Source organism: Desertivirga arenae (genome assembly GCF_017355785.1).
GTDB classification, from domain to species: domain Bacteria; phylum Bacteroidota; class Bacteroidia; order Sphingobacteriales; family Sphingobacteriaceae; genus Desertivirga; species Desertivirga arenae.
The window spans coordinates 798,297-824,512 of record NZ_JAFEWE010000001.1 but is presented as its reverse complement, the minus strand read 5'-3'; the positions used below and the strand labels follow the sequence as shown (position 1 = coordinate 824,512).

The 26,216-nt window shown below is 39.9% G+C and carries 21 protein-coding genes; 9 read left to right on the top strand and 12 right to left on the bottom strand.

Features of this window, described 5'->3' with window-relative positions; all coding sequences use genetic code 11:
- Positions 1-47 precede the first annotated feature (47 nt).
- Positions 48-2,519: an endopeptidase La gene (gene lon / locus J4N24_RS03195; protein ID WP_242691480.1), complete on the bottom strand. Its 2,472-nt coding sequence runs from the start codon at positions 2,517-2,519 to the stop codon at positions 48-50.
- Between the two features lie 319 nt (positions 2,520-2,838).
- On the opposite strand from lon, the gene J4N24_RS03190 reads away from it, so the two are divergent.
- Together J4N24_RS03190 and J4N24_RS03185 are read left to right on the top strand one after the other, a co-directional pair.
- Positions 2,839-3,483, top strand: a complete 645-nt coding sequence (locus J4N24_RS03190) for a tetratricopeptide repeat protein (RefSeq protein WP_207532180.1) — start codon at positions 2,839-2,841, stop codon at positions 3,481-3,483.
- Between the two features lie 267 nt (positions 3,484-3,750).
- Positions 3,751-3,903 carry a lmo0937 family membrane protein gene (locus tag J4N24_RS03185; protein ID WP_207423692.1) on the top strand — a complete coding sequence of 51 codons (153 nt, stop codon included), beginning with the start codon at positions 3,751-3,753 and terminating at the stop codon, positions 3,901-3,903.
- A 45-nt stretch (positions 3,904-3,948) separates the two neighbouring features.
- Here the strand turns inward: J4N24_RS03185 and J4N24_RS03180 are convergent, their stop codons facing one another.
- From J4N24_RS03180 to J4N24_RS03160, 5 genes are all read right to left on the bottom strand, one after another.
- Complete coding sequence (locus tag J4N24_RS03180; protein ID WP_207532179.1) at positions 3,949-4,620, bottom strand: 2-C-methyl-D-erythritol 4-phosphate cytidylyltransferase; 672 nt, start codon at positions 4,618-4,620, stop codon at positions 3,949-3,951.
- A gap of 115 nt (positions 4,621-4,735) precedes the next feature.
- The gene (gene queA, locus J4N24_RS03175) at positions 4,736-5,785 is read right to left on the bottom strand and encodes a tRNA preQ1(34) S-adenosylmethionine ribosyltransferase-isomerase QueA (protein ID WP_207532178.1); all 1,050 of its coding nucleotides are present in this window, start codon (positions 5,783-5,785) and stop codon (positions 4,736-4,738) included.
- 581 nt (positions 5,786-6,366) lie between these two features.
- Positions 6,367-8,358, bottom strand: a complete 1,992-nt coding sequence (glgB, locus tag J4N24_RS03170) for a 1,4-alpha-glucan branching protein GlgB (protein WP_207532177.1) — start codon at positions 8,356-8,358, stop codon at positions 6,367-6,369.
- Between the two features lie 23 nt (positions 8,359-8,381).
- The gene (gene treS / locus J4N24_RS03165) at positions 8,382-11,696 is read right to left on the bottom strand and encodes a maltose alpha-D-glucosyltransferase (RefSeq protein ID WP_207532176.1); all 3,315 of its coding nucleotides are present in this window, start codon (positions 11,694-11,696) and stop codon (positions 8,382-8,384) included.
- Positions 11,697-11,749: 53 nt separating this feature from the next.
- Entirely contained in the window at positions 11,750-13,711 is a 1,962-nt protein-coding gene (locus J4N24_RS03160) for an alpha-1,4-glucan--maltose-1-phosphate maltosyltransferase (protein ID WP_207532175.1), read from the bottom strand.
- Positions 13,712-13,908: 197 nt separating this feature from the next.
- Here J4N24_RS03160 and J4N24_RS03155 point away from each other — a divergent pair, with 197 nt between their 5' ends.
- Positions 13,909-14,289, top strand: a complete 381-nt coding sequence (locus tag J4N24_RS03155; protein WP_207532174.1) for a response regulator — start codon at positions 13,909-13,911, stop codon at positions 14,287-14,289.
- Positions 14,290-14,324: 35 nt separating this feature from the next.
- Here the strand turns inward: J4N24_RS03155 and ung are convergent, their stop codons facing one another.
- Positions 14,325-14,993, bottom strand: a complete 669-nt coding sequence (gene ung / locus J4N24_RS03150) for a uracil-DNA glycosylase (RefSeq protein ID WP_207532173.1) — start codon at positions 14,991-14,993, stop codon at positions 14,325-14,327.
- A gap of 71 nt (positions 14,994-15,064) precedes the next feature.
- Here ung and J4N24_RS03145 point away from each other — a divergent pair, with 71 nt between their 5' ends.
- Entirely contained in the window at positions 15,065-15,622 is a 558-nt protein-coding gene (locus J4N24_RS03145) for a tetratricopeptide repeat protein (RefSeq protein WP_207532172.1), read from the top strand.
- Positions 15,623-15,882: 260 nt separating this feature from the next.
- On the opposite strand, the gene J4N24_RS03140 is transcribed toward J4N24_RS03145, so the two are convergent.
- From J4N24_RS03140 to J4N24_RS03130, 3 genes are all read right to left on the bottom strand, one after another.
- Positions 15,883-16,086: a hypothetical protein gene (locus tag J4N24_RS03140; RefSeq protein WP_207532171.1), complete on the bottom strand. Its 204-nt coding sequence runs from the start codon at positions 16,084-16,086 to the stop codon at positions 15,883-15,885.
- Between the two features lie 317 nt (positions 16,087-16,403).
- Complete coding sequence (locus tag J4N24_RS03135; RefSeq protein ID WP_207532170.1) at positions 16,404-17,204, bottom strand: transporter; 801 nt, start codon at positions 17,202-17,204, stop codon at positions 16,404-16,406.
- Positions 17,205-17,218: 14 nt separating this feature from the next.
- Complete coding sequence (locus tag J4N24_RS03130; RefSeq protein ID WP_369806185.1) at positions 17,219-18,079, bottom strand: cation diffusion facilitator family transporter; 861 nt, start codon at positions 18,077-18,079, stop codon at positions 17,219-17,221.
- 146 nt (positions 18,080-18,225) lie between these two features.
- Between J4N24_RS03130 and J4N24_RS03125 the strand changes: the two genes are divergently transcribed.
- Positions 18,226-18,477 carry a hypothetical protein gene (locus J4N24_RS03125; protein ID WP_207532168.1) on the top strand — a complete coding sequence of 84 codons (252 nt, stop codon included), beginning with the start codon at positions 18,226-18,228 and terminating at the stop codon, positions 18,475-18,477.
- Between the two features lie 120 nt (positions 18,478-18,597).
- Here J4N24_RS03125 and J4N24_RS03120 read toward each other — a convergent pair whose 3' ends face one another.
- Positions 18,598-19,776, bottom strand: a complete 1,179-nt coding sequence (locus J4N24_RS03120) for an AIR synthase related protein (RefSeq protein WP_207532167.1) — start codon at positions 19,774-19,776, stop codon at positions 18,598-18,600.
- 115 nt (positions 19,777-19,891) lie between these two features.
- Complete coding sequence (locus J4N24_RS03115; protein WP_207532166.1) at positions 19,892-22,066, bottom strand: glutamine synthetase III family protein; 2,175 nt, start codon at positions 22,064-22,066, stop codon at positions 19,892-19,894.
- 184 nt (positions 22,067-22,250) lie between these two features.
- On the opposite strand from J4N24_RS03115, the gene J4N24_RS03110 reads away from it, so the two are divergent.
- From J4N24_RS03110 to J4N24_RS03095, 4 genes are read left to right on the top strand one after another with little or no spacing between them, the layout of a single operon-like run.
- Entirely contained in the window at positions 22,251-23,105 is an 855-nt protein-coding gene (locus tag J4N24_RS03110; protein WP_207532165.1) for an energy transducer TonB, read from the top strand.
- Between the two features lie 44 nt (positions 23,106-23,149).
- Positions 23,150-24,112 (top strand): GNAT family N-acetyltransferase, encoded by a 963-nt coding sequence (locus tag J4N24_RS03105; RefSeq protein WP_207532164.1) that lies wholly within the window; start codon positions 23,150-23,152, stop codon positions 24,110-24,112.
- Complete coding sequence (locus tag J4N24_RS03100; RefSeq protein ID WP_207532163.1) at positions 24,102-25,043, top strand: hypothetical protein; 942 nt, start codon at positions 24,102-24,104, stop codon at positions 25,041-25,043. The genes J4N24_RS03105 and J4N24_RS03100 overlap by 11 nt, the downstream gene beginning before the upstream one ends.
- Positions 25,040-26,215 carry a glycosyltransferase gene (locus tag J4N24_RS03095; RefSeq protein ID WP_207532162.1) on the top strand — a complete coding sequence of 392 codons (1,176 nt, stop codon included), beginning with the start codon at positions 25,040-25,042 and terminating at the stop codon, positions 26,213-26,215. Before J4N24_RS03100 ends, J4N24_RS03095 begins: the two co-directional genes overlap by 4 nt.
- Position 26,216: the final 1 nt, after the last annotated feature.

The following is a 26,216-nucleotide window of genomic DNA, read 5'->3' as shown; positions in this document are numbered from 1 at the left end:
CTTGTCTTTAAAAACAAAAGGGGCAGAGCCCCTTTTGTAAGTCAATACTATTCTGATACTCCATCAGGTGTGGTCAATTTTAAAGTAAGATCAATAGGATCTTTCACTTTTTCATTTAGAAGAGCAATATCAATTACTTCTTTCATTTCCGTTACATAATGGAACTGCATGTCTTTGATATAGTCTTCTTTTATTTCCAGTATGTCCTTTTGATTGGCTTTCGCAAGAATCACTTCTTTAATATTTGCTCTTTTAGCAGCAAGTATCTTTTCTTTAATACCTCCTACTGGCAATACCTTTCCTCTCAGGGTGATTTCACCTGTCATTGCAAGGTGCTTCTTCACGCGCCTTTGGGTAAAAGCAGAAGTAAGAGCAGTTAACATGGTGATGCCGGCCGAAGGTCCATCTTTAGGGGTTGCTCCTGCGGGGACGTGTACATGAACGTCCCATTTATCAAAAAGGCTAAAATCAATGTTAAATTTCTCAGAATAAGCACGAAGATAAGCCATTGCAATGGTGGCTGATTCCTTCATGACATCTCCAAGGTTACCTGTTAAGGAAAGTCTTCCTTTACCAGGGCTAATACTTGCCTCAATGAACAAGATATCCCCACCAACCTGCGTCCATGCCAGGCCTGTAACCACACCTGCAACTTCGTTGCCCTCGTACAGGTCCTTATCAAAAATAGGCGCACCCAAAAGAGATTCTACATCCGGTTTTCCAAGGGTAGAGACAAATTCATCGCCCATTGCAACTTTTGTTGCCACTCCCCGCACAACCGATCCTATTTTCTTTTCGAGTCCCCGCACACCCGATTCTCTTGTATAATCTTCAATGATCTTTTCGATCACCGGAGCTTTTAGTACAACATCCTTGCGCTTCAAGCCATGCTGTTCAAGCTGCTTAGGAAGTAAATGCTGTTTTGCTATCTCGATTTTCTCTTCGATAGTATACCCATTTACTTCTATTATTTCCATACGATCTAATAAAGCGGGTTGTATAGTGCTCAAAGAGTTTGCTGTGGCAATGAACATCACTTTTGACAGGTCATAATCCAACTCTACGTAGTGATCATAGAAGGCATTATTCTGCTCCGGATCCAATACTTCTAATAGGGCAGATGAAGGGTCTCCTCTAAAATCATTGCCTACTTTATCAATTTCATCAAGAACAAAAACCGGATTTGAAGCTCCAGCCTTTTTCAGTGACTGAATTATTCTGCCAGGCATAGCACCTATATAGGTTTTTCGATGTCCCCGCACCTCAGCTTCATCGCGAATGCCCCCTAAAGCAATTCGTACATACTTCCTGCCAAGAGCTTTTGCAATAGATTTCCCGAGGGAAGTTTTTCCAACTCCCGGAGGGCCGGCAAGACAAAGAATAGGAGCTTTCATATTATTCCTAAGCTTTAATACTGCCAGGTATTCTATTATACGTCTCTTGACCTTCTCCAGTCCGTAGTGCTCTTTGTCCAGGATTTTCTGAGCTCTTTTAAGATCAAAATTATCTTTTGTTACCTCTTCCCAGGGAAGGTCAAGGAGTAGCTCGAGATAGTTCATTTGAACAGAATAATCTGCCGCAGCAGGATTCATTCTTGCAAGTTTGTCAATTTCCTTGTTAAAATGTGTTGCAGTATCCTTACTCCAGGCTTTCTTAGAGGCTCTGGTCCTGAGGCTCTCTATTTCAAGGTCAGGCGAATTACCGCCCAGCTCTTCCTGGATAGTCTTTAACTGCTGATTCAAGAAATACTCGCGTTGTTGCTTATCCAGATCAGTTCGAACCTTAGACTGTATCTGGTTCTTAAGCTCAAGCATCTGCAGCTCTGTTGTTAAATGCTCAAGAACCATTCTTGCCCGTTCGTGAAGGTTTGCAACTTCCAGCATATTTTGCTTCACCGGTACGTCAGCATTCATGTTGGAGGATATAAAATTGATCAGGAACGAAGGACTCTCTATATTCTTTATAGCAATTGCCGCTTCGCTCGGAATATTAGGTGAAAATTGAATGATCTGCATGGCCATCTCTTTAATAGAGGCGACCATAGCTTTAAATTCCTTTCCCGCTTCCGGGCGAATCTCTTCAAATTTTTCAATGCCTGCTTTTATGTAAGGCTCGGATTGTATCTGTTCCCGCAATCTGAAACGCTGTTTTCCCTGAATAATAACAGTTGTACTTCCATCAGGCATCTGGAGCATTTTTATAATTAATGCTACTGTACCTACGGTATTAAGCTGTTCAAAAGCGGGATCTTCTATAGCAACATCTCTTTGCGAAACAACACCGATAGTCCGATCACCTTTGTAAGCATCCTTGATAAGCTTAATTGATTTATCACGACCAACAGTAATAGGTATTACTACACCTGGAAACAATACAGTATTGCGCAGAGGCAGAATTGATAATACTTCGGGCGTCTGTTCATTATTCATTTCCTCTTCGTCTTCCTGTGACATCAGTGGAAAGAATTCGGTGTCTTCGTTTATTATGGGTAATGAGTGAGCGATATCGTTAATATTCATTCAAGTCTTTTCTTAAGTCAAGATGACAGTTTGATCGTCTTTTCCGATTAAAAATTAATGAACAGACAAGGTTGCAAGGCCTATGCCAATTAGGAACATTGCTATTACTAACGATGAAATTAGAAAATTGTCTGTTAAAAAGTCAGGCAATCTATGAGTTTTTTACAAAACTGTGGTCATGCCGGAAACATTAATTTGTATTACTTTGTATTATAACATCCTTCGTTCAACGGTATAGCCAAATAATATTTCTTATACTTAATAGAAATAATATTACCTTTCTTCCGTTATCCTGAAGGATTTATTATATCGATCTAACATGAAATTTAGTACTTTATTTTTATCCGTTGCTTTATTATTCAGCGGAGTTGCCTATGGACAGCAGAAAACTGCAAGTAATAACAAATACGTTAATTTAGGTCAGAAAGCCGTGATGGATGGCAACTTTAAACAAGCCGTAACCCATTTGGAAAAGGCTTTGCCAGAAGAAGGTAATAATCCTCAAGTATTATATATGCTTGCATATTCCTATTATCACTCTGAAGAGTATGAAAAAGCAATAAGCAGTTTTGGTCAGGTTATTTCATTAAGGCCAAGCGAGGTTTCGGCTTATTATTACAGAGCAAAGGCGAGGAACTTTATTGCCGCTAAGGCAACGAGCGATTTAACCCTGGCGGAACGCGAGAAGCTTTTAAATGCAGCCATTCGTGACTATTCAAAAGCTATAGAATTAACTCCGGATGATATCAAACTTTATCAGAACCGCGCTATCGCTTACCGTGATTATGGTATATTAAAAGGCCAGAAAGTTCCGAAGGTATATGACAAAAGTGTAGCATCAAGTTCATTTAAATCATGCATAAGCGATTTACAGAAGCTCCTCGATGCTAGTCCGGGTAGGAAGGACATTCAAGAGGAAATGAAGAAAGCAAAAGTATATATGGCCAACTTAGATAACAACTAAATATTTCATATTTGCTTAAAAAAGAAAGGCTGGAGGAGTGAATCCCTTCAGCCTTTCTTTTTTTGCCATTACTTCCCGAAGACTGCGGATTCTCCTTTTTTCCATGCGTTTGTACCTAATAGTGGAGCTTTTTTAAGACATATTTTTGTCATAATATAATAAAAAGAGCCGTTCTGATACTAATTACGGGGATTTAGGAAATTGGCTTATTATTTGTAAATATTAGTTCAGATAAGTAAATCAATCTAAAACGAAAAACATACTACTATGGGAAATCTACTTTATTTGATCGCAGTTGTCCTGGTAATTATCTGGGCTGTGAGTTTCTTCGGAGGATACGCTTCAGGCGGAATTATTCATATTCTTTTAGTGATTGCAATTGTTGCAGTTCTCCTAAGAGTTATAAGAGGAGCCGTCTAGCCTCAGAAAGATATAATTTAAAAAGATCCGGTTCGCCGGATTTTTTTATGCCCTTTTATTTAGGAATACTGATGCTATGTCCAAATCTTCAGGATAAGTAATTTTCAGATTTCTAGAATCCCCCTCTACTAAGTGAACTGCTTGTCCTAGTTGTTCGACAACTGAAGCATCATCCGTAAACTCTGAATGAAAAGGTTGCTCATACGCTGCCTTAAGCAACGCAGATCTAAACACCTGAGGGGTTTGGACGATTAGAATGCTGTCTCGATCTATAGCTGCCGTCATGTTCCCTTTTTTAACTCTAAGAGAATCCCTTGAACTAATAACGGGAATTGCTGAGCCCTTTTCTTTAGCGGTATCAAAACACCTTACAATTAGTTCTTTTGTTATAATGGGTCTTACTGCATCATGAATTGCTACTAAGCCCGGTTCTGTTATCCTTTCCAATGCATTTTTTACTGAATCAAAACGCTGTTTACCTCCACTAATGATAAAATGGGGAATAACAAAGCTGTACTCCTTACACAAGTTTTCCCAATACAAATGATACGAGCTGTGTAGTACAAGGATTATTTTAACATCATTCATGGAGTTGTAGAATGCTGTAATGCTATGCATAAGGATGGGAAGTCCATTAATCGGAAGAAATTGTTTAGGAATTTCAGACTTCATCCGGCTTCCCGTGCCACCCGCCACTATGATTGCGTAATTTATCATCTATTGATATGCATTAAATTTACCCTCTCCATTAAAATAAAAAGATCCGGATTATGAGAATAACCCAGATCTTTAAGGAAGGTGAGGTAAGCAAGCAAACCTCAGCTTATAATTTTTAAATAATTAACATAGCATCACCGTAGCTAAAGAAACGGTACTTCTCTTTAACTGCTACCTCGTAAGCATTCATTACATGCTCATAACCTCCAAAAGCGCAAATCATCATTAGCAATGTAGATTCAGGCGTATGGAAATTGGTAATCATGCTGTTCGCAATACTGAAATCGTAAGGCGGGAAAATAAATTTACTTGTCCAGTCATTTGCAGATTTAAGAGATCTGTTTGCTGAAACAGCTGATTCTATGGCACGCATGGTTGTTGTTCCCACCGCACAAATACGATTTTTATTTTCAATACCTCTGTTTACAATATCAGCATCCTTCTGCTCAATAATGAATTGCTCAGAATCCATTTTATGTTTAGTTAGGTCTTCCACTTCAACAGGACGGAACGTTCCAAGGCCCACATGAAGCGTTACTTCTGCAAATTCCACTCCTTTAAGCTCAAGGCGTTTCATTAGCTCCCGACTAAAATGCAGACCAGCTGTTGGTGCTGCTACAGCTCCCTCTTTCTTCGCGAAAATAGTTTGGTAACGCTCCTTGTCTTCTGCAGTAGCTTTACGTTTGATATATTTTGGAAGTGGTGTTTCTCCAAGAATTTCGATGTTGCGACGGAATTCTTCATCAGTACCGTCAAACAGAAAACGGATAGTACGTCCACGTGAGGTAGTATTGTCTACAACTTCCGCAACTAATAGATCATCGTCTCCGAAGTATAGTTTATTTCCTACTCTAATCTTTCGCGCAGGGTCTACTAATACATCCCATAGGCGTAGCTCTTTATTTAATTCACGAAGGAGGAATACTTCGATGGTAGCACCTGTTTTTTCCTTATTACCGTACATTCGGGCTGGAAAAACTTTGGTGTTGTTAAGAATCATCACATCCTTATCATCAAAATACCCTAGTACATCTTTAAATATCTTATGCTCTATAGCACCTGTGTTTCGGTCAAGTACCATCAACCGAGCTTCATCGCGTTGCTCAGCAGGCGTATGTGCAATCAAAGAATCAGGTAAATTGAATTTGAACTGCGATAATTTCATAAAATCTTATTAATTTTTTAGGGCGCAAAGTTAGTGAATTAATTTCTATTTCATTAATTATTAATATCGTGTTTTGTTTTAGGGTATTAGCTTTTGTATCAACACTTGTTTTGACCTCCTTTTGTACTAGTTCGCAAGCACGGGGAGTAGGGTAATCTATCTAGAGGTTAGTAGTGAAGGTATCTTAGAAGCAATAGTGGATAATGTACAAACCATGTACGAGTTATGTAAGGAGGATGTAGCAAAAATATCGCTATAAGGTCGCTATAACATCGCTGTAAGGTCGCTATAAGGTTAAGAAAATTAAAGGAGTGATTTGTAGCCGAAGGAGAGGTCAATATACGAATAAACATAACAATAGAGCAACCGGAGTTACTTCTATTGTTATGTTCGTTATATCAGAAGATTTAAGAGCTATAGGCCATTTTCATCGCAGGTCAATGAAATATAGATTAATCCCCCTATCAAAATACAACCCAATCCGAATACTAATGCAAATTCCATAACAAGCTAACTTATAGTCATGATTACGTAATAATGGAACGTAAGGTTGTATATATCTGATATTTAAGTTCGATAATTTACCACTCCAGATCTTTTACATATTTAAGAATTGTTAAACCCAGTGGAGGTAATGTGAGGCTCATGGAATGAGTCCTTCCATGTTTCGGAATAGGGAAGGTTTCTATTTCTCCCTCGTTGTTCAAAATGTTACTTCCACTATATTTTAAATTATCAGAGTTGAATACCTCTCTATAATACCCTTTCTTAAAGGATCCGATACGATAGTTATGTTGTGGGACGGGAGTAAAATTCGCTACACAGATCATATGGTCATTCGTATCTTTTCCCTTCCTTACCCAACTGATCACACTGTTGCGATGATCATTGATATCGATCCATTCGAATCCCTCATGACTAAAGTTGTTTTCGAAAAAGGCAGGTTCTGTAGTATACAACTCATTCAAATCTTTAATCACGCTCTGAATTCCTCTATGGTAGGGATTGGAGTTTTCGTGCCAGTCAAGACTGAAATCATGCTGCCATTCATGTCTTTGGGCAAATTCGCCTCCCATAAAAAGGAGTTTCGCTCCTGGATGCCCGTACATGTAGCTGTAGAGGAGTCTTAAGTTGGCGAATTTCTTCCAGTCATCCCCCGGCATCTTGTTGATCATAGAATGTTTTCCGTACACCACCTCATCATGCGACAGCGGAAGTGTGAATTTCTCGGTAAATGCATAAACGAGACTGAATGTAATTTCTCCCTGATGATAGGAACGATAAATGGGGTCGGTTTGAAAATAATGCAAGGTGTCATGCATCCAACCCATCATCCATTTCATGTCGAAACCTAATCCGCCGATGGAGGTGGGATGTGTGACCCCTGGCCATGCAGTTGATTCTTCAGCTACAGTAAATACTTCTGGATGATGATCATGTACAGCAGCATTAAATTCTTTCAGAAATGAAATTGCCTCAAGATTTTCCCGTCCTCCGTAAATGTTTGGAATCCACTCTCCATCTTTTCGCGAATAGTCCAGATAGAGCATAGATGCAACTGCATCCACCCGCAAGCCATCAATATGGTACTTATCTAGCCAGAAAAGAGCATTTGATATCAAGAATGATCTAACCTCGTTACGGCCGAAATCAAAAATATTGCTTCGCCAGTCGGGGTGAAAACCTTTTCTCGGATCTGCGTATTCGTACAAATGGGTTCCGTCAAAATATGACAAGCCATGTTGATCCGTAGGGAAATGTGAAGGCACCCAATCCAGTATCACTCCAATGCCCTCTTTATGCAGCTCGTTGATGAGATACATGAAATCCTGAGGAGTTCCAAAACGACTGGAAGGAGCGAAGTAACCGGTGATCTGGTAACCCCAGGAACCGTAGAAAGGATGTTCCATTATTGGCATAAACTCTACATGTGTAAAGTTCATGTATTTACAATATTTAGGAAGCTCGGTAGCAAGTTCCAGATAGCTTAGGAATTCGCCATTCTCATTCCTTCTCCAGGAGCCCAGATGCACTTCATAAACTGAGATAGGTTTGCTTAAAGCATTTTCTGAACCACGCTTTTTAAGCCAGTCGTCATCGTCCCATACAAAATTAATATCCTTGACAACTGTAGCTGTTTTAGGTGGTGTCTCCCAGTAATAAGCGTAGGGATCGCCCTTTTCAACAGTATAGCCATTGTTAGATTCGATATAGTATTTGTACAGGTCGCCTTTCGATAAACCCGGAATGAAGGTCTCCCAAATACCTGATCCGTCTTCCCGCTTAGTCATTTGATAGTCCCCACGAGACCAATGATTGAAGCTTCCGAAAACCGACACAAGTCTGGCATTAGGAGCCCATACTGCAAAGTATACACCCTCCTGTCCATTGTGTTTTACCCTGTGATTTCCCAACTTATTGTATAGGTGGTAGTGTCTACCTGCCTTGAACAGTTCGATATCAAAATCAGAGATTAAAGTAAATTGCCCGTTTTCATCAGTAAAGCCATCAGAAAAAGGCACAGTAAATTCCTGGTTTGCAGATATAATATTGTCTTCTTCTCTAGTTGCCATAGTTGCAAGTGTGTAAGGAAAGCTTATGTTTTAGCAAGGGTTTGTTCTCCCAATATTGCTTTAATCCCCCTTATCGGGATGATGACCCATGAAGGCCTGTTATTTAACTCGTAATTCAGTTCGTAAACCGCTTTCTCCAACAGGAAAGTTTGGATCAGTATTTCCAGACTTTCCTTGTCTTTGGGAATAATCATGGTGTCTTTTACAGTCTCGAGGTATCCTTTCATAAAGAAGCCCGCCATGTAATGATACCACTGCTCGGCATACGGAATGAGTCTCTCTGCATCAGCTTCGCTGATCTTATCATCAAGAAAGAGGCCTGCATATGCGGCATAGTGAAAGGAGCGTATCATTCCAGCTACGTCTCTCAAAGCTGACCGTTTTAATCGTCTTTCACTATAAGCTTTGGCCGGCTCTCCTTCAAAATCCAATATTACGTAGTCCTTTCCTGTAAACAGTACTTGTCCGAGATGGTAATCACCATGAAGCCGTATTTTAACTACATCAATTTTCCTGCTATAAATCCGCTTGAAGGTACTCAGAATCTCTTCTCTCATTCCAAGAACTTCAAGTGCCTCATCTTTTGCCTCGCCCTGAAGTTTATTCAAGTTTCTTCGCTGATTATCGAAGGTGGCTCTCACAAGTGATTGCAGTGATGAGAAAAGTGATCGCTGATAGTGTAAGGAATACTCCTCTGGTTTAAATGCCGGATCTTCATTATTGGAAGCAAGTAACCTATGCATTTCTCCAGTCCGCCTTCCTAGTAGTTCTACTCTCTCTGCAATTGTGGCATCAAGTAGCTTTTTGATTTGTTCAGGAACCTCTTCGAAGGCCGCCGGAGCGGTGAGAGAGCCCTTCAGATCGGCCGTTGGAGCTTCCACAGTAGTGCCTGAAAGGATCTCTTCATAAAAAGCAGTTAAGCGATCTATGGTAGAGGACCAGGCATCGCCGCTATTCTCCACCATTTCCTGCATCATTCCAAGGACCATATTAGAGTTACCGATCTTCCACTCTACAGATCCTGCCAATTGGGGGATATTCTCAAAGTTGGATTCCGCCAGAAACTTATTGATTTCAAGATCAGGGTTAATAGCCGTGTCGACCTTCCTGTAAAGTTTAAGGAAGAATTTATTATCGAAAGTTATTGAGCTATTACTTTGTTCTGCTGAAAGAACTTTTGACTTGACTTTATCATGCTCTGCCACGTAGGTGTTAAGTAATTCGCTTCCTGTAAAACGAAGTTCTCCACCAGTTAATTTCACCGTACTTTGATCGCTCATATACTTGAACAGTGCTTGTTGGAAATCCTCACTAAAGGCAGAGTCGAAAAGTGCGCCTAAATGCCCGTCTATTTTTATCTGACAAATGATGGACTGAGGCGCTGTCGATGATAACTTAGTCGCTAGCTTATCTGGTGCGAAACTTACTGGTACCTGATAGGTCTCCGGTAAACCGTTTTGGTAATTTACCTCTACTATAAGAATAAGGCTGGGGTAATGTGCTGAAGGAAGTTCGGCTTTGTTTACAATTCGAACACTTTCGATACCACGCGCTTTACCTCCAAACCATCTTACCTTCAACAGGTATTCGGGGAAGATCTCGGTTTCCAGCACTCGCAGGTGATGATCATTACTGATTGCCTCCCAGGAAGATAGTTCTATTATGGGCAAATCTCTTCGCTCGGTTACTTCTAAATGTACTTTTTCAAGCTGGAACCAATGGCAGTCAAACGGACCTAGTGTAAAGAAATACGGCTTATCCTCGAGGATAGAAGGGAATTTATTTTTACTTAAGATCTCTACCGGAACATATCCTTTAAAATCTTTTAAGTCTATTTCCGCAGGCTGAGAGTACCTTGAAAGGTTTACTATTACAAGAATTGTTTCTTCCTGATACGTTCTCGTAAAGGCAAGTATCTTTGAGTTTTCTGTTGGGATAAACTTAAGATCTCCCCGACTAAAGGCTTTGTATTGCTTGCGTATATTGATCATACGCTTTGTCCACCACAGCAGCGAGTTTGTATTACCTCTTTGGATATCTACGTTAACAGATTCATAGTGATAAGCAGGATCCAATATCACTGGAAGATAAAGCTTATGAGGGTTAGCTTCTGAAAATCCTGCATTCCTATCCGCTGACCATTGCATAGGAGTTCTTACTCCATCTCTGTCTCCAAGGTAGAAGTTATCACCCATCCCTATTTCATCGCCATAATAGATGACAGGAGTACCAGGGAGCGAGAAAAGAAGATAGTTTAATAGTTCGATCTTTGCTCTGCTATTTTCCATTAGGGGTGCCAATCTATGGCGGATCCCCAGGTTAATTCTAGCTTTCGGGTCTTTAACGTAGGCCTTGTACATATAGTCCCGTTCCTCGTCGGTCACCATTTCAAGCGTTAGCTCGTCATGGTTTCGAAGAAACATGGCCCACTGGCAGGTCTCCGGGATATCAGGAGTCTGATCAAAAATATCTGTAATAGGGTATCGGTCTTCCATCTGCAAGGCCATAAACATTCTGGGCATTACAGGGAAGTGATAATTCATATGGCATTCGTCTCCATCTCCAAAATATGCTGCAGAATCCTCGGGCCACATGTTCGCTTCGGCCAGAAGCAAGGTTCCGGGAAAGTTTTCGTCTACATGTTTTCGTAACTTTTTAAGGAAAGCATGGGTTTCCGGTAGGTTTTCGCAATTGGTACCTTCCCGCTCAAAGAGATAGGGGACTGCATCCAGACGGAAACCATCGACACCAAGCTTACACCAAAAGTCTAAAACCCGGAATACTTCTTCTTGTACTAAAGGATTGTCGTAATTTAAATCCGGTTGATGGTGGAAAAATCGATGCCAATAATATTGTTGCGCCACCGGGTCCCAAGTCCAATTAGAGCCCTCAAAATCCTGAAATATAATACGGACTTCGTGAAACTGATTAGGGTCATCTGTCCACACATAATAATCGCGGTAGGGTGATCCTTTGGGCGAGCGCCTTGCCCTTTGAAACCAGGGATGCTGGTCGGAGGTATGATTTATAACAAGTTCTGTAATTACTTTGAGGTTCCTTTTATGTGCCTCCTTCAAAAAAGCCTTGAACTCTTCTATATCACCGTAGGAAGGATTGATACTGTAATAGTCGGCTATATCGTAGCCGTCATCCTTTAAAGGTGAGGGATAAAATGGGAGAAGCCAGATAGCGGTCACCCCAAGGTTTTGAAGATAGTCCAGGCGTTCCATTAATCCCTTGAAATCTCCTATTCCATCACAGTTCCCATCCCGGAAAGCCTTGATATGCAATTCGTAAATAATTGCGTCTTTATACCAGTGAAGTTTATCGTCAAGCATAGCTGAATGTCAGTTAAATTTTAAAAAATCGATTTGGAGTTCCATGGTTTTTCTTATAGCTCTGCTTCTGCCTGTTCTACTCGAAAAACATGGGCCGGCATTTCGTACGGATTTAATTCCACATAATTCCATTCGCCATACCAGGTGTATTTACTTCCACTAAGTAAATCATGAACAGTATAAGGCTGCTCATAGTTCAATCCAAGTTCCTGCAATGGTACTTTAACCATGGCTCCCTGGGTGTTATTAACGTCTAGATTAGCAGCCATTATCAATGCATTTTTAGACTTCTTATCTGTTTTTGCATAGCAGATAATACTATCATTAGATGTTGGTGCAAGGCTGATGTTCCACGTAGATTGCAGAGCAGGGTTTTGTTTCCTGATCCGATTTATTCGGCCAATAACTTCTTTGATACGGGTGTATTGGTTCCAGTCCCAGTGTTTTATTTCGTATTTTTCGTTATCGATATATTCTTCCTTGCCTGGTCGAGGAGTATTTAATCCGAATTCGTAAACAGGACCATATAAACCGTAGTTTGAGGAGAGCGTAGCGGCTAAAAGTACACGTAGGATATGGGCATTTTCTCCACCATAAGTTAACTCGGGAGGAAGGATATCAGGGGTGTTAGGCCAGAAGTTGGGGCGAAAGTAGTACCGTTGTTCTGTCTTCGTTATTTCTGTCATATATTCTTCCAATTCATATTTGGTATTTCGCCAGGTGAAGTAGGTATATGACTGGTTGAATCCCGCTTTCGCTAGTCGTTCCATTCTTCGTGGACGGGTAAATGCCTCAGCCAGAAAGATCACTTCCGGATGCCTTGTTCTAACCTCTCTAATCATCCACTCCCAAAATGGGAAGGCTTTAGTATGAGGGTTGTCTATTCGGAAGATAGTAATGCCCTGTTCTATCCAGTAATCTATAACACTTTTTAATTCATTCCAGAGATTCTCCCAATCCTCTGTTTCGAAATTAATTGGCAAGATGTCTTCATATTTTTTCGGAGGGTTTTCGGCATATTGTACTGTTCCATCCGGGCGCCATTTGAACCATGAAGGATGTTCTATTACATATGGATGGTCGGGAGCACATTGATAAGCAATATCCATTGCTATCTCTATGTCTAATTTTTTGGCTTCCTGAACCAATTCTTTGAAGTCTTGGAGAGTGCCAAGTTCGGGATGGATGTCTTTATGTCCTCCCAGTCGATTTCCTATCGCCCATGGCGATCCAGGTTCTCCAGGTTCTGTAGTTAATGAATTGTTTTTTCCTTTGCGGTTAACCTCTCCAATAGGATGTATTGGAGGGAAATAAAGGACATCAAATCCTAATTTAGCAACCCGTGGCAGTATTTCTTTCACGTCCTGAAATGTGCCGTGCCTGGAAGGCTCAGGAGATGTAGACCTTGGAAATAGCTCGTACCATGTACTGAAAGCTGCTTTTTTCCTCTCCACTTCAAAGGGATATTCCGGGCTGATAGTATCTAAAGTCTGGTCGCGATATTTCCTAACCAATTTCGATACTTCATCTCCGGAGGCAAGGGCTACCGAAGTCTGAACATCCTCATTCTTTTTGATAGTATTCGCCCACTTCGCTAAGGTTCCAGCATCTGTTTTCTCTGCGATCCTGGCTGCCTGTTCCAGCATTTCAACACCAATCAATAACTCCACCGAGATGTCTTGACCAGCCTCAAATTTTTTTCGTAAGCCGAGCTGCCAGGTTGTAAAATGATCTATCCAACCTCGTATGCGATAGCTGAAAAAACCGATTTCAGTGGCTTCAACAAGGGTTTCCCAGTGATCATTAATGACGAATTGTAGTGGAATTTCAGTCCATTTATCTTCATTAGCTTTCCTTAATTCAACTGCGGCGGCCACTTCATCGTGACCGTCGGCAAATATGCTTGCGGAAATGAGCAAATCTTCATGTATCGCTGCCTTAGCAGGATAAATACCACCTTCAACCTGTGGTGATATAGCAGTAATAATTACTCTTTTTCTACCGTTAGGATTCATTAGCAGATGTTTTAAGCAGACAATTAGTTGTCTTACATAGGTTCTAGCAGAAAACTTTTCATCAGTGTAAAAGTTTGCGAAAGTGTGAGAAAGGTGATCTGATGCTACACGACAAGTTTCGTAATAGGTGCAAGCATAGAAAATGATTTTTTTTAGAACGATTTCTGTTCTTTGGTGTTAGAGGTTGGGGTAGTTATATGAAAAGAGTGCTGGTCTGTGACGACGAACAGGATATTTTAGACATTATTGAATTTGTATTAGCCGACGCGGGTTGGGAAGTTTTTACAACAACTCACGTTAATGACATTTTAGATCAGGTTGAAAGTTCTCATCCTTCTGTGATCCTTATGGATAATTGGATCCCCGGAACAGGAGGGATTACAGCAACCAAAACAATTAAAAGTCATCCGCCCTTTAGAAGTATTCCGGTAGTGTATATCACAGCTAATAACGATATAAATCATCTTGCAAGTGAGGCGGGAGCAGATTATGCTCTTCCGAAGCCGTTTGACCTGGATCTTTTGGAGAAGGTAGTTGAAGAGGCCTATTTGAAAAGAGAAGGAGGGATGGTTCATTAGGTTGAATTCTCCCTAAAATACGACTAACTACAATTTTATATTTGCCAGTCTATTGGTGACTTGCCCTGTTGTACTAAAATTTCATTTGTTTTGGAGAAATGTCTGCATCCTAAAAAGCCCTGTGCTAAAGGGGAAGGGTGAGGGGCTTTAAGAATAAAATGTTTTTTAATATCAATGAAATTTGCCTTCGATTGGGCAAACTTCCCCCATAATAAAAAGATTAATCCCTCGCGCTTCTCTGCCAGTTTCGAAATTGCTGTATCTGTAAACTGTTCCCAACCCTTATTTTGATGTGACGCAGCTTCCCCTGCCCTTACCGTTAAGACAGCGTTTAAAAGCAACACTCCTTGATCTGCCCATTTTGTAAGATCGCCATGAATAGGAGGCTTAAATCCGTCTATGTCGGCTGCCAGTTCTTTAAAAATATTCCTTAACGATGGCGGTATGGAAACATTTTGTTGAACCGAGAATGAAAGTCCATGAGCCTGTTTGGGACCATGGTAGGGATCTTGGCCAATAATAACTACTTTAACATCAGGTACAGGAGTGTGATTAAAAGCATTAAAAATCAGGGTGCCTGGAGGGTAAATTAGTTTTCCTGAATCTTTTTCTGTCTTCAGAAAGGACCGCAGTTTAATCATATAATCCTTCTCAAATTCATCTTCCAAAAGCTCTTTCCAGGATTCTTCTATTTGAATTGCCATAATTCGCTGTTTTCTTGTTTAAGCAGTTTAATAAGCAGATATTTGCGCCACAAAATAAAGAAATATTAGAAATGCCAAATATTTTAAGGTTAATTATAGCTTTTGCGGTGTTGGGTGCTGCGGTAACACTATTTGTTTTTGGACACTGGGCATGGGGCATACTTGCTCTGCTTATATCAATACTTGTATTTGTTACTTTCTTTTTTAACGAGAAAATGCTTCTGGCTCAATTTTACCTTAGAAAGGAGAATATGGACGGAGCTGAAAAATGGCTTAACAATATAAAGAATTACGAGAAGGAGTTGATAAAGCAACAGCATGGATACTATCACTTGTTATTGGGATTGATAGAATCTCGCAGAGCACCTATGCAGTCTGAGAAGTTTTTCAAGAAAGCTTTGTCGTTGGGCATGACCATGGATCACAATGTTGCTTTAGCAAAGTTGAGCCTTGCAGGCATTGCAATGGCAAAAAGAAATAAAAGAGAGGCTCAGATGTACTTGCAGGAGGCTAAAAAAGCGGATAAAAACAAACTGCTTGCCGAGCAGATAAAAATGATGCAAGGCCAGATGGTGCAAATGGATAAAACCGTTGTTCAGTCTAGAGGTGGTGGTGGTTTCAGAAGATAATCGTTTGTAAATAAATAAGGCCCTTAATGAGGGCTTTTTTTGTGAAAGCCCACCCTGTATTGAGATAATTAATTGTTTTTTTGTGGCCTTACGAAAAAGGTTGGCTATTTGCAAGTTCAGCTCGCGGAGGTTTTATTAAAAGCGCCCACGTAAAGCCCTAAATGAACGGTTGTTCATCCAGAGGATGTTTAGTTGTAAATTTGAAAAGAGGGTAGGAGATAGACAGGCTTGTTTTCAAGGCAAAGGATCACCGAATGATTTTACTTATCATCCAGGTGATCGAAATATGGACCTCTGTCTCTGTTCCTGCTAATTATATCATCGTCGCTTACGGAATCGAAATTGAAAAAAGTCTCTGCTTGAATTCTTTTGACAAGAGTGTTTATGAATGAAAGGTCGAAATCTTCTTTGTTTAATTTGATCAGATATTCGTTTTCCGTAATCTCTATGCTTGATAGTTTCATGTTCTATTAATTTTACAGTTTAAAGTTAACTACTCTAAATAACCAAAATATTTTTTTGATTTTAAGATATTGTTAATAAAGTGAGTTAAGTTTTTCTTAGCTGGCAATATTTTTATAATTATCTTGCTAAGATGTTAAGTAGTATAACAACAACACTACTTAATTGTTTTACAGAGCTGAGTAAGAAGTGAAAATTGTGAAGTTATTTCACATTTCAAGTTTATAGTTTCTTTTTTTGCTTCTATGTTTCTATCAGTGCCAGGAATGGTTGACGTTGCCAATTCATAAACGTAATAATGAAAGTGGGTTGAGCAAAGCTAGAAACAAAAGGCAGCACCTAAGAAGACATTTTTCTCCGCATCTTTTTGGATTCCGTAGTTGAAACCTCCATCTATTTTGAAATTTTCTTTTATTTCAACTTGTAAGGCAGCATCAAGAAAATTGTTCCAGTGGTGATCTTTAAAGTTAAACGTGTAATAGGTTTCAGCAAATGCCTTTAACTTTCTCACTATATCGTGATTTAAATTTATTGATTGTAAAAATTCTGTGTGCATGCCTTCCCCTTCACTGTCTTTCAACCGGTCAGCTTCGACCTGGAAACTCAATTCCCATTCCCCCGGTAATTTAACCCTCATCGGAAGGAGAAGTCCTCCTTCATACCTCTGGTTGTCGGAAAAGGTGCTGGTGGGGATTTTAAAATAGGGGACAAGGGCTACAGCAAATGATCCTTGCTTATTCCCTTTGATATTTTGCTTTACTCTAAGTATTATATCTCCGAAGCCTTCCCGTGATTGAGTTATTCCCGTATTAATTTCAGTCGTGCTTTCTTTGCCATACGTCTGAGCTATAAGTTGCACATCAGTATTTTTGAATAACCCCAGCTTCAAGTTTGCCTGGTTATATAACCAATCCTTTTCTTTATCCGAGCCTGTGGTTTTATTTTCTCGCAATAATAAATCGGTCTCGTACTGAAAATGACCTTTCTTTACGGTCTTTGGTGTCTCTGTCCTATTTGGACGGTCGGTATCCATTTCGTCAGGTTTTTCCTGAGATAGGCTTTTATTGCGTATAGTACATAAGGTTAAAATAGTCAGGGTTAGAATCAATGTTTTTTTCATAAGGGAGATTAGTATTAACATTCAGGTTCGATGTAAAGTTGTTTTATAGTTGGAAACTCTCGCTGAATTTTTCCTCGTATCCGCTCTATTGCCTGGGTTACTTCCATCGCCGAGCACTTAACATCAAACTTCACTTTGAGTAATAAAATAATTTCGTCGGGCGCCATATACATAGACAAAGGCTGAACTACGCTTCTAACTGCTGCATCATTTTGGGTTATGGTTATCAGGCCGTCTAAAATCTCTTTTTCTGCGCTTTCACCCATAAGCAGGCTGCGACTTTCTTTTGCGAGTAGAAGTGATACAGACGTTAGGATTAAACCGATAATGATAGAAGCGATTCCATCCAGATAGGGGTTTTTTAACGTATGTCCCAAATAGACTCCAAGAAAGGCCACCAAAAGTCCCAGAACGTCTGCCGCGTCCTCAAAAAGAACGACAAATGTTGAAGGATCCTTACTTTTGCGCACGGCTAACCAGAAAGGCATTGTCCCTCGTTGCCGATTAAACTCGCGTATAGCTGTGATGAAAGATATTCCATCAAAAACAATAGCGATCGCAAGTACATAGTAATTCCATTTAGGATCTTTAATTGTTTCGGGATGTTGGATATGAGTAACTCCCTCATAAAAGGATATTCCGCCACCTACTCCAAATATGAGGATAGAAACTATAAATGCCCAGAAGTACAGCTCTTTGCCGTACCCGAAGGGTCGTTTCTCATCCGCCGGCTTCTTGCTTTTGCTTATCCCCAGAAGCAATAGAACTTCATTGGTAGAATCGACCACTGAATGTATTCCTTCAGAGAGCATAGCTGAACTACCTGTAGCAGCAGCTGCAATAAATTTGGTCACGGCAATTAGAAGATTTGCCACTAACGCGCTATATATAGGGAGTTTAGATGAGGGCATTTCGTTTATGACCGTAAACTCAGTTTTATAAGGGATTGTTCCTGCCTAATTAAAATTTATTGTTCAAAACAAAGTCTTGCGCAAGTGTTTTTAATAGAAAACGATGAATTATGAACACTGAGGAAAACGATTCTTTAGAAAATCAAGAAAGAGAGGTGGATAAGCCTGCCCATGACAATACTGTAGATAACAGCAATAAAAGTGCTAATAAGAACGATTACGATTCTGATATGGAACGTTATCAGCAGGCCATAGATTCCTCTGAGCCCTCTTTTACTATCGCACCTGAGAAGGGTTTGACGCCAGAACCGGAGACATTGAATACAAAGAATGAAAATGAAGGTAATAATGTAAAAAAGTAAATTAAAGATGTAGATAAATATAAAAACCGACATTTGGTCGCTAACAAAAAAAGGTTGAAGGGCCTGTAATTTGCTAAGCCCTTTAACCTTTTTAGCTCCTAATGCAATAATTCAATTACATTAATGGTATACGAATTGTCCCAAAGGAGAGGTAACAGTTACTTGTTTTTTATCTGCAGCTTCAACCCGGCCCACTATGCGAGCATCGATATTGAAGCCTTTTGAAATACTAATGATGTCCTCAGCGATTTCTGAAGGAACATAAAGCTCCATCCTATGACCCATGTTGAATACTTTATACATCTCTTCCCATGATGTCCCGGATTGCTCTTGTATCAATTTAAATAGGGGAGGGATAGGGAAAAGATTATCTTTAATTACATGAAGATTATCTATAAAGTGAAGGACCTTGGTTTGAGCACCGCCACTACAATGCACCATGCCTGATATCTGGCCACGATATTTACCTAATATCGTTTTTATTACCGGCGCATACGTTCTGGTTGCTGACAACACCAGCTTACCCGCTGTCACTTTTTCCCCTGTTTCAACCTCTACCTCATCTGTAAGCTTTTTTCCTCCTGCAAAAACCAGGTGATAAGGTACTGAAGGATCATAACTCTCAGGATATTTCTCAGCCACGTATTTATGGAAAACATCATGGCGAGCAGAAGTTAAACCATTTGAACCCATACCTCCGTTATATTCTTTTTCGTAGGAGGCCTGTCCATTGGAAGCTAAACCTACAATAACATCACTGGCCTTGATCCTGTCATTTGAAATGACATCTTCTCTTTTCATCCTGCAGGTAACAGTAGAGTCTACAATAATCGTCCTTACAAGATCACCAACGTCTGCGGTTTCGCCACCAGTTGAGTAAATGCCGATTCCTAACTCACGAAGTTCAGAAAGTATTTCTTCGGTTCCGTTAATAATCTCAGCAATTACTTCTCCCGGAATAAGATTTTTGTTCCTTCCAATGGTGGAAGAAAGAAGTATATTGTCAATTGCCCCAACACAAAGAAGGTCATCAATATTCATGATAATGGCGTCCTGAGCAATACCCTTCCAGACGGAAATATCGCCGGTCTCTTTCCAATATACATAGGCAAGAGAGGATTTAGTTCCGGCACCATCAGCATGCATAATATTGCACCATTCAGCATTACCACCTAAAATATCAGGAATTATTTTGCAGAATGCTTTAGGGAAAACTCCTTTATCAATGTTTTTTATTGCGTTATGAACGTCTTCTTTTCCGGCAGAAACGCCGCGTTGGTTGTATTTCAAATCTGACATCGCTGCAAAGATAAAAATTTAGAAGTGAGATTGAGGCTGAGAAAACAAAGCCCGGAGTAAATAGAAATTCGCTCCGGGCCTAAAATATGGTCATATTGAAACTCTAAAGAAGAGCTTATTTTATAAACAACAGTTCCCTGAATTTAGGAAGAGGCCATTTATTATCAGCAATAAGTTGCTCTAACTTGTCAACATGGTAGCGGATCGGTTCGAAGAAAGCTTTCACAGTTTCATCGTATGCAACTGCTTTTTCACGTGGAGCATCGATCACGTTAGCTTGTTTACGTGCATCCACCATTTGCTTTACATTGGCCCGTATCTGATTCACGTGTTCAGAGATCTTTGTTATAATCTCTAATTGAGCCTGGTATGTCTCTTCGCCAAGACCAATTTCTTTTAAACCGCGTACGTTGTTAATCAGGTCTGACTGGTAGTCGATAGAAGCTGGGATAATTACGTTATTCACCAATTCACCCATTACACGCGCCTCAATCTGAAGTTTCTTGTAGTAGTTTTCTAACAAGATTTCATGACGGGCATGAACTTCACGCTTTGAATAAATAGCACTTTCTTCAAAAAGGCGCTCAGTTTTCTCTGATACCAATGCGTCAAGAGATTTGGGCGTGGTTTTGATGTTTGACAATCCTCTTGTTGCAGCTTCTTGCTCCCACTCGTCAGAATAGCCATTACCTTCGAATCTTATAGCTTTTGATTCTTTGATATAGCGCTTAATGACGGTCATTATCGCAACGTCTTTCTTTTCTCCTTTACGAAGAAGTTTATCAACGTCTACTTTAAATTTATTCAGTTGGTCAGCAACAATGGTGTTTAAAACAGTCATTGGACTTGCGGAGTTAGCTGAAGAACCTACCGCCCTTAATTCGAACTTATTACCTGTAAAGGCAAAAGGAGAAGTACGATTCCGGTCAGTGTTATCCAATAAGATCTGAGGGACTTTGGGAATGTTAGTCCATAGTGCAGCCTCATTTTTCATTTTGCTAGTAACACGGGAAGTCTCGATCTCGTCAAGTACGTTACTTAACTGGCTGCCAAGGAAGATTGATATAATGGCAGGAGGGGCCTCATTTGCACCTAAACGGTGATCATTACTTACCGATGCAATAGAAGCACGAAGCAGGTCGGCGTGTTCGTAAACTGCCCTGATCGTATTTACAAAGAATGTAAGGAACATCAGGTTGTTCTTAGGCGTCTTTCCAGGTGAAAGAAGATTTCTTCCCGTATTGGTTATCAACGACCAGTTATTGTGCTTTCCAGATCCATTTATACCAGCAAATGGTTTTTCATGAAGCAGAACCTTAAAGTTGTGTTTACGGGCGATCTTGTCCATCAAGTCCATTAACAACTGGTTATGGTCGATAGCTAAATTGATCTCTTCGTAAATAGGAGCACACTCAAATTGGGACGGAGCCACCTCATTATGACGGGTTTTCAGAGGAATTCCAAGTTTGATCGACTCGATCTCCAATTCCTGCATATAGGCAAGTACCCTATCTGGAATAGATCCGAAATAATGGTCTTCCAGCTGCTGGTTTTTAGCTGACATATGTCCGAAAAGTGCTCTTCCTGTTAAATATAAATCAGGACGCGCATTAAACAATGCCAGGTCAACCAGAAAATATTCTTGTTCAATACCAAGAGATGCATTTACTTTTTCAATGCTTTTGTCAAAGTACTGGGCAACAGAAACTGCGGCTTTATCGAGGGCGGCCAGGGCCTTTAACAAAGGAGCCTTATTATCTAATGATTCGCCGGTATACGAAACGAATACAGTTGGAATACAAAGCGTTTTTCCCATCAAGAAGGCAGGTGAAGACGGATCCCAGGCCGTGTAGCCGCGAGCTTCAAATGTACTGCGAATTCCGCCGTTAGGGAAGCTGGATGCATCTGGTTCCTGCTGGGATAAAGCATCACCAGTAAACTTCTCGATTGCAGAACCGTCTCCTGCCGGCTCAAAGAATGAATCGTGTTTTTCGGCAGTGGAACCAGTTAGAGGCTGAAACCAGTGAGTATAGTGAGTTGCACCACGTGAAATAGCCCAGGATTTCATCGCAGAAGCAACTTGCTCGGCAATATCGCGTTCTATTCTTACTCCATGGATAATAGAATCATTTACACTTTCAAGGGCTTCTTTAGATAAATATTCTCCTAGTTTCTTTTTATCAAAAACATTCGACGCATAAAATTCGGAAACTTTATCCGATGGTGCTTTTACTTCAGGAATGCTCCTTGAAAGCACTGTATTTAATGCCTGGAACCTTAAATTTGCCATTGTATCTCGTTTAATTTTTATTTTTTCTAATCTACCTAGAATTCTAAGGTTCAAATATTTGCAAAAAGTATTGAATTATCTAAACATTGTTTAAAAAAAGAGTGCTTTTCGAATAAGTAAAAAAAGTTTTTAGAGCTTATGGAATCAGATGGTTCATCAGCATCCCATCAATAAACGAACGATTATGCTTAGCTCAAAATTAAACGTGTACAGCAGCGAGTGGCTTGATGTTGTATTTGCCAACCGAAACCAAAGTTATGGAGCTTATGAATTAAGAAAAAATTACAATGCGCGACTAACCAAAGCCTTATTCATCGCCTCTGCACTTTTCATCGGCGGAGTGTGCTCACCATTGATCTATCAACATTTGAAGGGGGAGGATACCGTGTCTTCCAGCTCTGAGGGCACAGTTGTTATTCCCCCAGATAAAATAGTAGTAGTAGATCTCCAACCTAAAAAAATTGAACCGGCAAAATCAGAAGGGCAATCTAAACCAGAAAAAGTAAAAATGATCAGGCACGTAGCTCCGAGAGTTGTGCCCGCAAACTCCGCGACTATCGAAGACCCCGCAACGCCTCAGGAAATTGAACACGCAGTTATTGGACCCATTACCCAGGAAGGAACAACAGGGGCTACTAATGCAATAAGTGCAACTACGGAAGGACAGGGTGGCAATGGATTAAGCGAAGGGGTACCTGATGGAACAGCTGAAGAAGTACATAATACAGGAACCTTGGAAGTTCAGCCTGCTTTCCCTGGCGGATTTGACGCCTTTGCCAATTATCTCCGAAAGAACCTGCGTTATCCTGGTGCAGCGCAAGATCAGGGGATCTCCGGAAGGGTCTATGTTAATTTCATCGTCGAGAAAGATGGAACTCTGACAGATATCAAAATTGCAAAAGGCATAGGCTTCGGTTGTGATGAAGAAGCTGCCAGGGTAATCAAGAAATCGCCGAAATGGAGTGCCGGAGAGCAGAACGGCAGGAAGGTCCGTGTGATGTTTACTATACCAATTGTGTTTGCAATGGGGGAAAATTAAATTAGATTAGCTAACATTACCTAGTTAATGTTAGCTAATTTTTCATGGTAGTTGAGACACTTAGTCAGGCTGAATGGGATGACATCTGTGCAACCATAGGTTTTTACAACGTTTTTAGGCAGCAATCCTTTGTGTCGACTTATTCCAACTGTTACAAGCTTGGTGTCGAATATTACATTGTAAGAGACAAAACCAAGAATTATACTTTGTTAGGTTGCTTTACTAAAGAAAATACAATAGTTATCCCTAATTACTTTATGTTTAATCCTTTCTGGGTTAACCGTAACCTTGGGAATGTTTCAGTAAATAACTCGTTAAAACTTCTTCTGGAATACCTGAAGAAAAGCTTCATCAATATTACCCTTCGACTGCCTGTTGATTTCGATGATATAAGACCCTTTCTATGGCAGGGATTTCAATCTACTTTGAAATATACTTATGTCAAAAAGGTAACAAGGCTTGATTACCACAAAAACATCAGGAGAATACTTAAAAAGGATAGCAAGGCTTACACCTTCTCTATTATTGAATGGAATTCAGAAATAGAAGAGAGACTAGTACCTGAGCTACTTCATATCAAGTTTAGAAAATCTTCTGTACCAGAGGTTATCTCTTCCTTCAGGCATTTGTGCCAATCTGGAGAGATGTTGATTTTTGCTGGTTTTCTTGATGGGGTAATGGTAGCCTTCGACCTTGTCCTTGAAGATAGTTATGAGTCTAAAGCTTACATGTTCTTCATCAGCAAATCCTACAACCACTACCAGTCGGGATTTCCCGCATTCCTTTACGACTATGTCTTTAAAAAAATGAAAGAAAGGGGAATAGAAAAAGTAGATTTGTACGGTGCAAATATTCCCGAAATAGCGATGTTCAAATCAAAATTTAATCCGGAGCTTGAAAATTTTTATGAAGTCAATTACTCTCGTAATAGAACACTATTTCAAACTATTTGGATTAAACTAAGAAGACTAGTTAATTTTACGCTTGCTTTTGCCAATGGTTTCTGAAGTTGGCAAGGAAGTTTGGAATAATGGAAAATCCAGTTTAACTGATTCTGTTTTTTTTGAACCAGACTTTCTTCAGGTCATCGCTGAATCATTTCACTATAAAGTACACTATCTTCTAGCTGCTGAAGATGGTAATATCCTTGCTGCTGCTGCAATCTTTACGAAAGGCGTTGAAATTGTTATACCCCTTACATTCACCTATTCATCCATCTTGATTGATTCCAAGATAAGCGAACGGAGGTATCTTGAAGTTTTTCAAAACCTGCTTAAGTATATGCAGGGGAGATGGCGTAGAATTCAACTAAGAATAGGGGGGGGAGAAATAAGGGATATGCGACCATTCCTTTGGACGGGGTTTGAAGTAAAACCGAAATTCACCTACATTAAAGATGTAACGGAAACAGAGGTGCATAAAAGCGTCGAAAGTAATTTCAAGAAAGTATCCCAGGGAGGTGTTTCTTTCAAAGTCGAAAAACCAGGCCTTTTATCTATAGAAAGAAATCTGGCATTCTTAACAAAACAGGGACTTTCAAAAAAAGAGGTTAAACCGTATTTTAAATTTTTCGATAAATTAGCTGAAGCAGGATTTCTTGTTTCTTTTAATGCATACAAAAACGAGGAACTGGTATGTTCAAACCTGGTTTTGTTGGACGGGCTCCGGAAGGCCTATACTCTTTTAATTCATAAGGGGGATATTAAGGATATTCATACGTATATTTATATCCAAGGGCTGAAATGGATGTCCACACAAAGAGTGAAATTAGTAGACTATTGCGGTGCTAACCTTGAAAGTATTGCAAATTTTAAATCTTATTTCAACCCTGTTCTTCAGCCCTATTTTTTAGTGGTTTATGATGAAAGAAAACACAATATGAAGCTTTCTTTTGAGAAGTTAAAAGCGGTATTGAAGCAAGTGATAGGAAGGAAATGATAAATAAGCGAACAAAGGTATTATTCCTTCCCGCCTGGTATCCCTCCAGCTCCAACCGAGTACTTGGAATTTTCGTAAAACAACATGCCTTAGCTTTAAATGATTCCGTAACACTGGCAGTTTTTCACGTGTGTCCGGATCAGGGGGGGAGGAAGCGTCCAAGATTTGAAAAAGCGGTGGAAGATGACCTGATCGTTTACCGGAATCACTTCTACCAATTTAAGTTTAAACTGCTTAGGCCTTTAAATTGGCTTACCTACTTTTATTCACTAATACTCGGATATTTTCGAGTTGTTAGGGATTTTGGTCACCCCGATATTAATCATGTTCATGTGCTCACAAGAGTAGGGGTAGTAGCGTTGATTGCAAATTTTATATTTAAAACGCCTTATTGTATCTCGGAACATTGGAGCAGATATCTCCCTGCGCGTAATTCCTATCATGGAATTCTTCGAAAAGCCTTGACATCATTTATAGTAAAAAGAAGCAGAGGAATTTCCACGGTCTCACAAAGTTTGAAAAATGCTATGCAAAGTCATTTCATTGATCATCCAAACTTTATGATCATCCCCAATACCGTTAACTTCAATCTTTTCCACGGGAGAGCAAATGAAATTTCTGGTAAAGAATTTCAATTTCTTCATGTTTCAGGACTTACAGATTCTACAAAAAACGTATCAGGGATAATTAAAGCCTTTTATATCCTTAAAAATGAAGGTACTTGTGTAAATCTGAATCTAGTAGGCAACTGTACTCATCAACAAGATTTGAAAGATCTGGTCAGGGATCTCTATCTAGAAGATTCTATTAGGTTTTTGGGAGAGCTTCATGGAACTGAACTCGTTGCTGCTTATCAAGAAGCTAATGCCTTTGTTCTTTTCAGCTTCTTTGAAAATCAGCCTTGTGTTTTATTGGAAGCTTTCAGTGTAGGGATTCCTGTAGTTGCAACAAACGTTGGAGGAATTGCAGAGATTGTAAATAAAGAAAATGGACTCTTGACCCCACCAGGAGATTATAAAAGGCTAGCTGAAAGAATGAAAGATCTGATAAGAGATAAGGAACGCTTTGATCCAACCGTGATCAGAGCTCAGGCAGAACTACACTTCGGTTATCCAGCAGTCAGAGACCGCTTTGTTAAGTTTTATAGTAAATCATTAAAGGGTTCTTATTAAA

What these genes read in the sequence shown, in the direction of transcription:
- lon (WP_242691480.1), bottom strand. Translation starts at nt 2,519, where the DNA reads ATGAATATTAACGATATCGCTCACTCATTACCCATAATAAACGAAGAC.
- J4N24_RS03190 (WP_207532180.1), top strand. Translation starts at nt 2,839, where the DNA reads ATGAAATTTAGTACTTTATTTTTATCCGTTGCTTTATTATTCAGCGGA.
- J4N24_RS03185 (WP_207423692.1), top strand. Translation starts at nt 3,751, where the DNA reads ATGGGAAATCTACTTTATTTGATCGCAGTTGTCCTGGTAATTATCTGG.
- J4N24_RS03180 (WP_207532179.1), bottom strand. Translation starts at nt 4,620, where the DNA reads ATGATAAATTACGCAATCATAGTGGCGGGTGGCACGGGAAGCCGGATG.
- queA (WP_207532178.1), bottom strand. Translation starts at nt 5,785, where the DNA reads ATGAAATTATCGCAGTTCAAATTCAATTTACCTGATTCTTTGATTGCA.
- glgB (WP_207532177.1), bottom strand. Translation starts at nt 8,358, where the DNA reads ATGGCAACTAGAGAAGAAGACAATATTATATCTGCAAACCAGGAATTT.
- treS (WP_207532176.1), bottom strand. Translation starts at nt 11,696, where the DNA reads ATGCTTGACGATAAACTTCACTGGTATAAAGACGCAATTATTTACGAA.
- J4N24_RS03160 (WP_207532175.1), bottom strand. Translation starts at nt 13,711, where the DNA reads ATGAATCCTAACGGTAGAAAAAGAGTAATTATTACTGCTATATCACCA.
- J4N24_RS03155 (WP_207532174.1), top strand. Translation starts at nt 13,909, where the DNA reads ATGAAAAGAGTGCTGGTCTGTGACGACGAACAGGATATTTTAGACATT.
- ung (WP_207532173.1), bottom strand. Translation starts at nt 14,993, where the DNA reads ATGGCAATTCAAATAGAAGAATCCTGGAAAGAGCTTTTGGAAGATGAA.
- J4N24_RS03145 (WP_207532172.1), top strand. Translation starts at nt 15,065, where the DNA reads ATGCCAAATATTTTAAGGTTAATTATAGCTTTTGCGGTGTTGGGTGCT.
- J4N24_RS03140 (WP_207532171.1), bottom strand. Translation starts at nt 16,086, where the DNA reads ATGAAACTATCAAGCATAGAGATTACGGAAAACGAATATCTGATCAAA.
- J4N24_RS03135 (WP_207532170.1), bottom strand. Translation starts at nt 17,204, where the DNA reads ATGAAAAAAACATTGATTCTAACCCTGACTATTTTAACCTTATGTACT.
- J4N24_RS03125 (WP_207532168.1), top strand. Translation starts at nt 18,226, where the DNA reads ATGAACACTGAGGAAAACGATTCTTTAGAAAATCAAGAAAGAGAGGTG.
- J4N24_RS03120 (WP_207532167.1), bottom strand. Translation starts at nt 19,776, where the DNA reads ATGTCAGATTTGAAATACAACCAACGCGGCGTTTCTGCCGGAAAAGAA.
- J4N24_RS03115 (WP_207532166.1), bottom strand. Translation starts at nt 22,066, where the DNA reads ATGGCAAATTTAAGGTTCCAGGCATTAAATACAGTGCTTTCAAGGAGC.
- J4N24_RS03110 (WP_207532165.1), top strand. Translation starts at nt 22,251, where the DNA reads ATGCTTAGCTCAAAATTAAACGTGTACAGCAGCGAGTGGCTTGATGTT.
- J4N24_RS03105 (WP_207532164.1), top strand. Translation starts at nt 23,150, where the DNA reads ATGGTAGTTGAGACACTTAGTCAGGCTGAATGGGATGACATCTGTGCA.
- J4N24_RS03100 (WP_207532163.1), top strand. Translation starts at nt 24,102, where the DNA reads ATGGTTTCTGAAGTTGGCAAGGAAGTTTGGAATAATGGAAAATCCAGT.
- J4N24_RS03095 (WP_207532162.1), top strand. Translation starts at nt 25,040, where the DNA reads ATGATAAATAAGCGAACAAAGGTATTATTCCTTCCCGCCTGGTATCCC.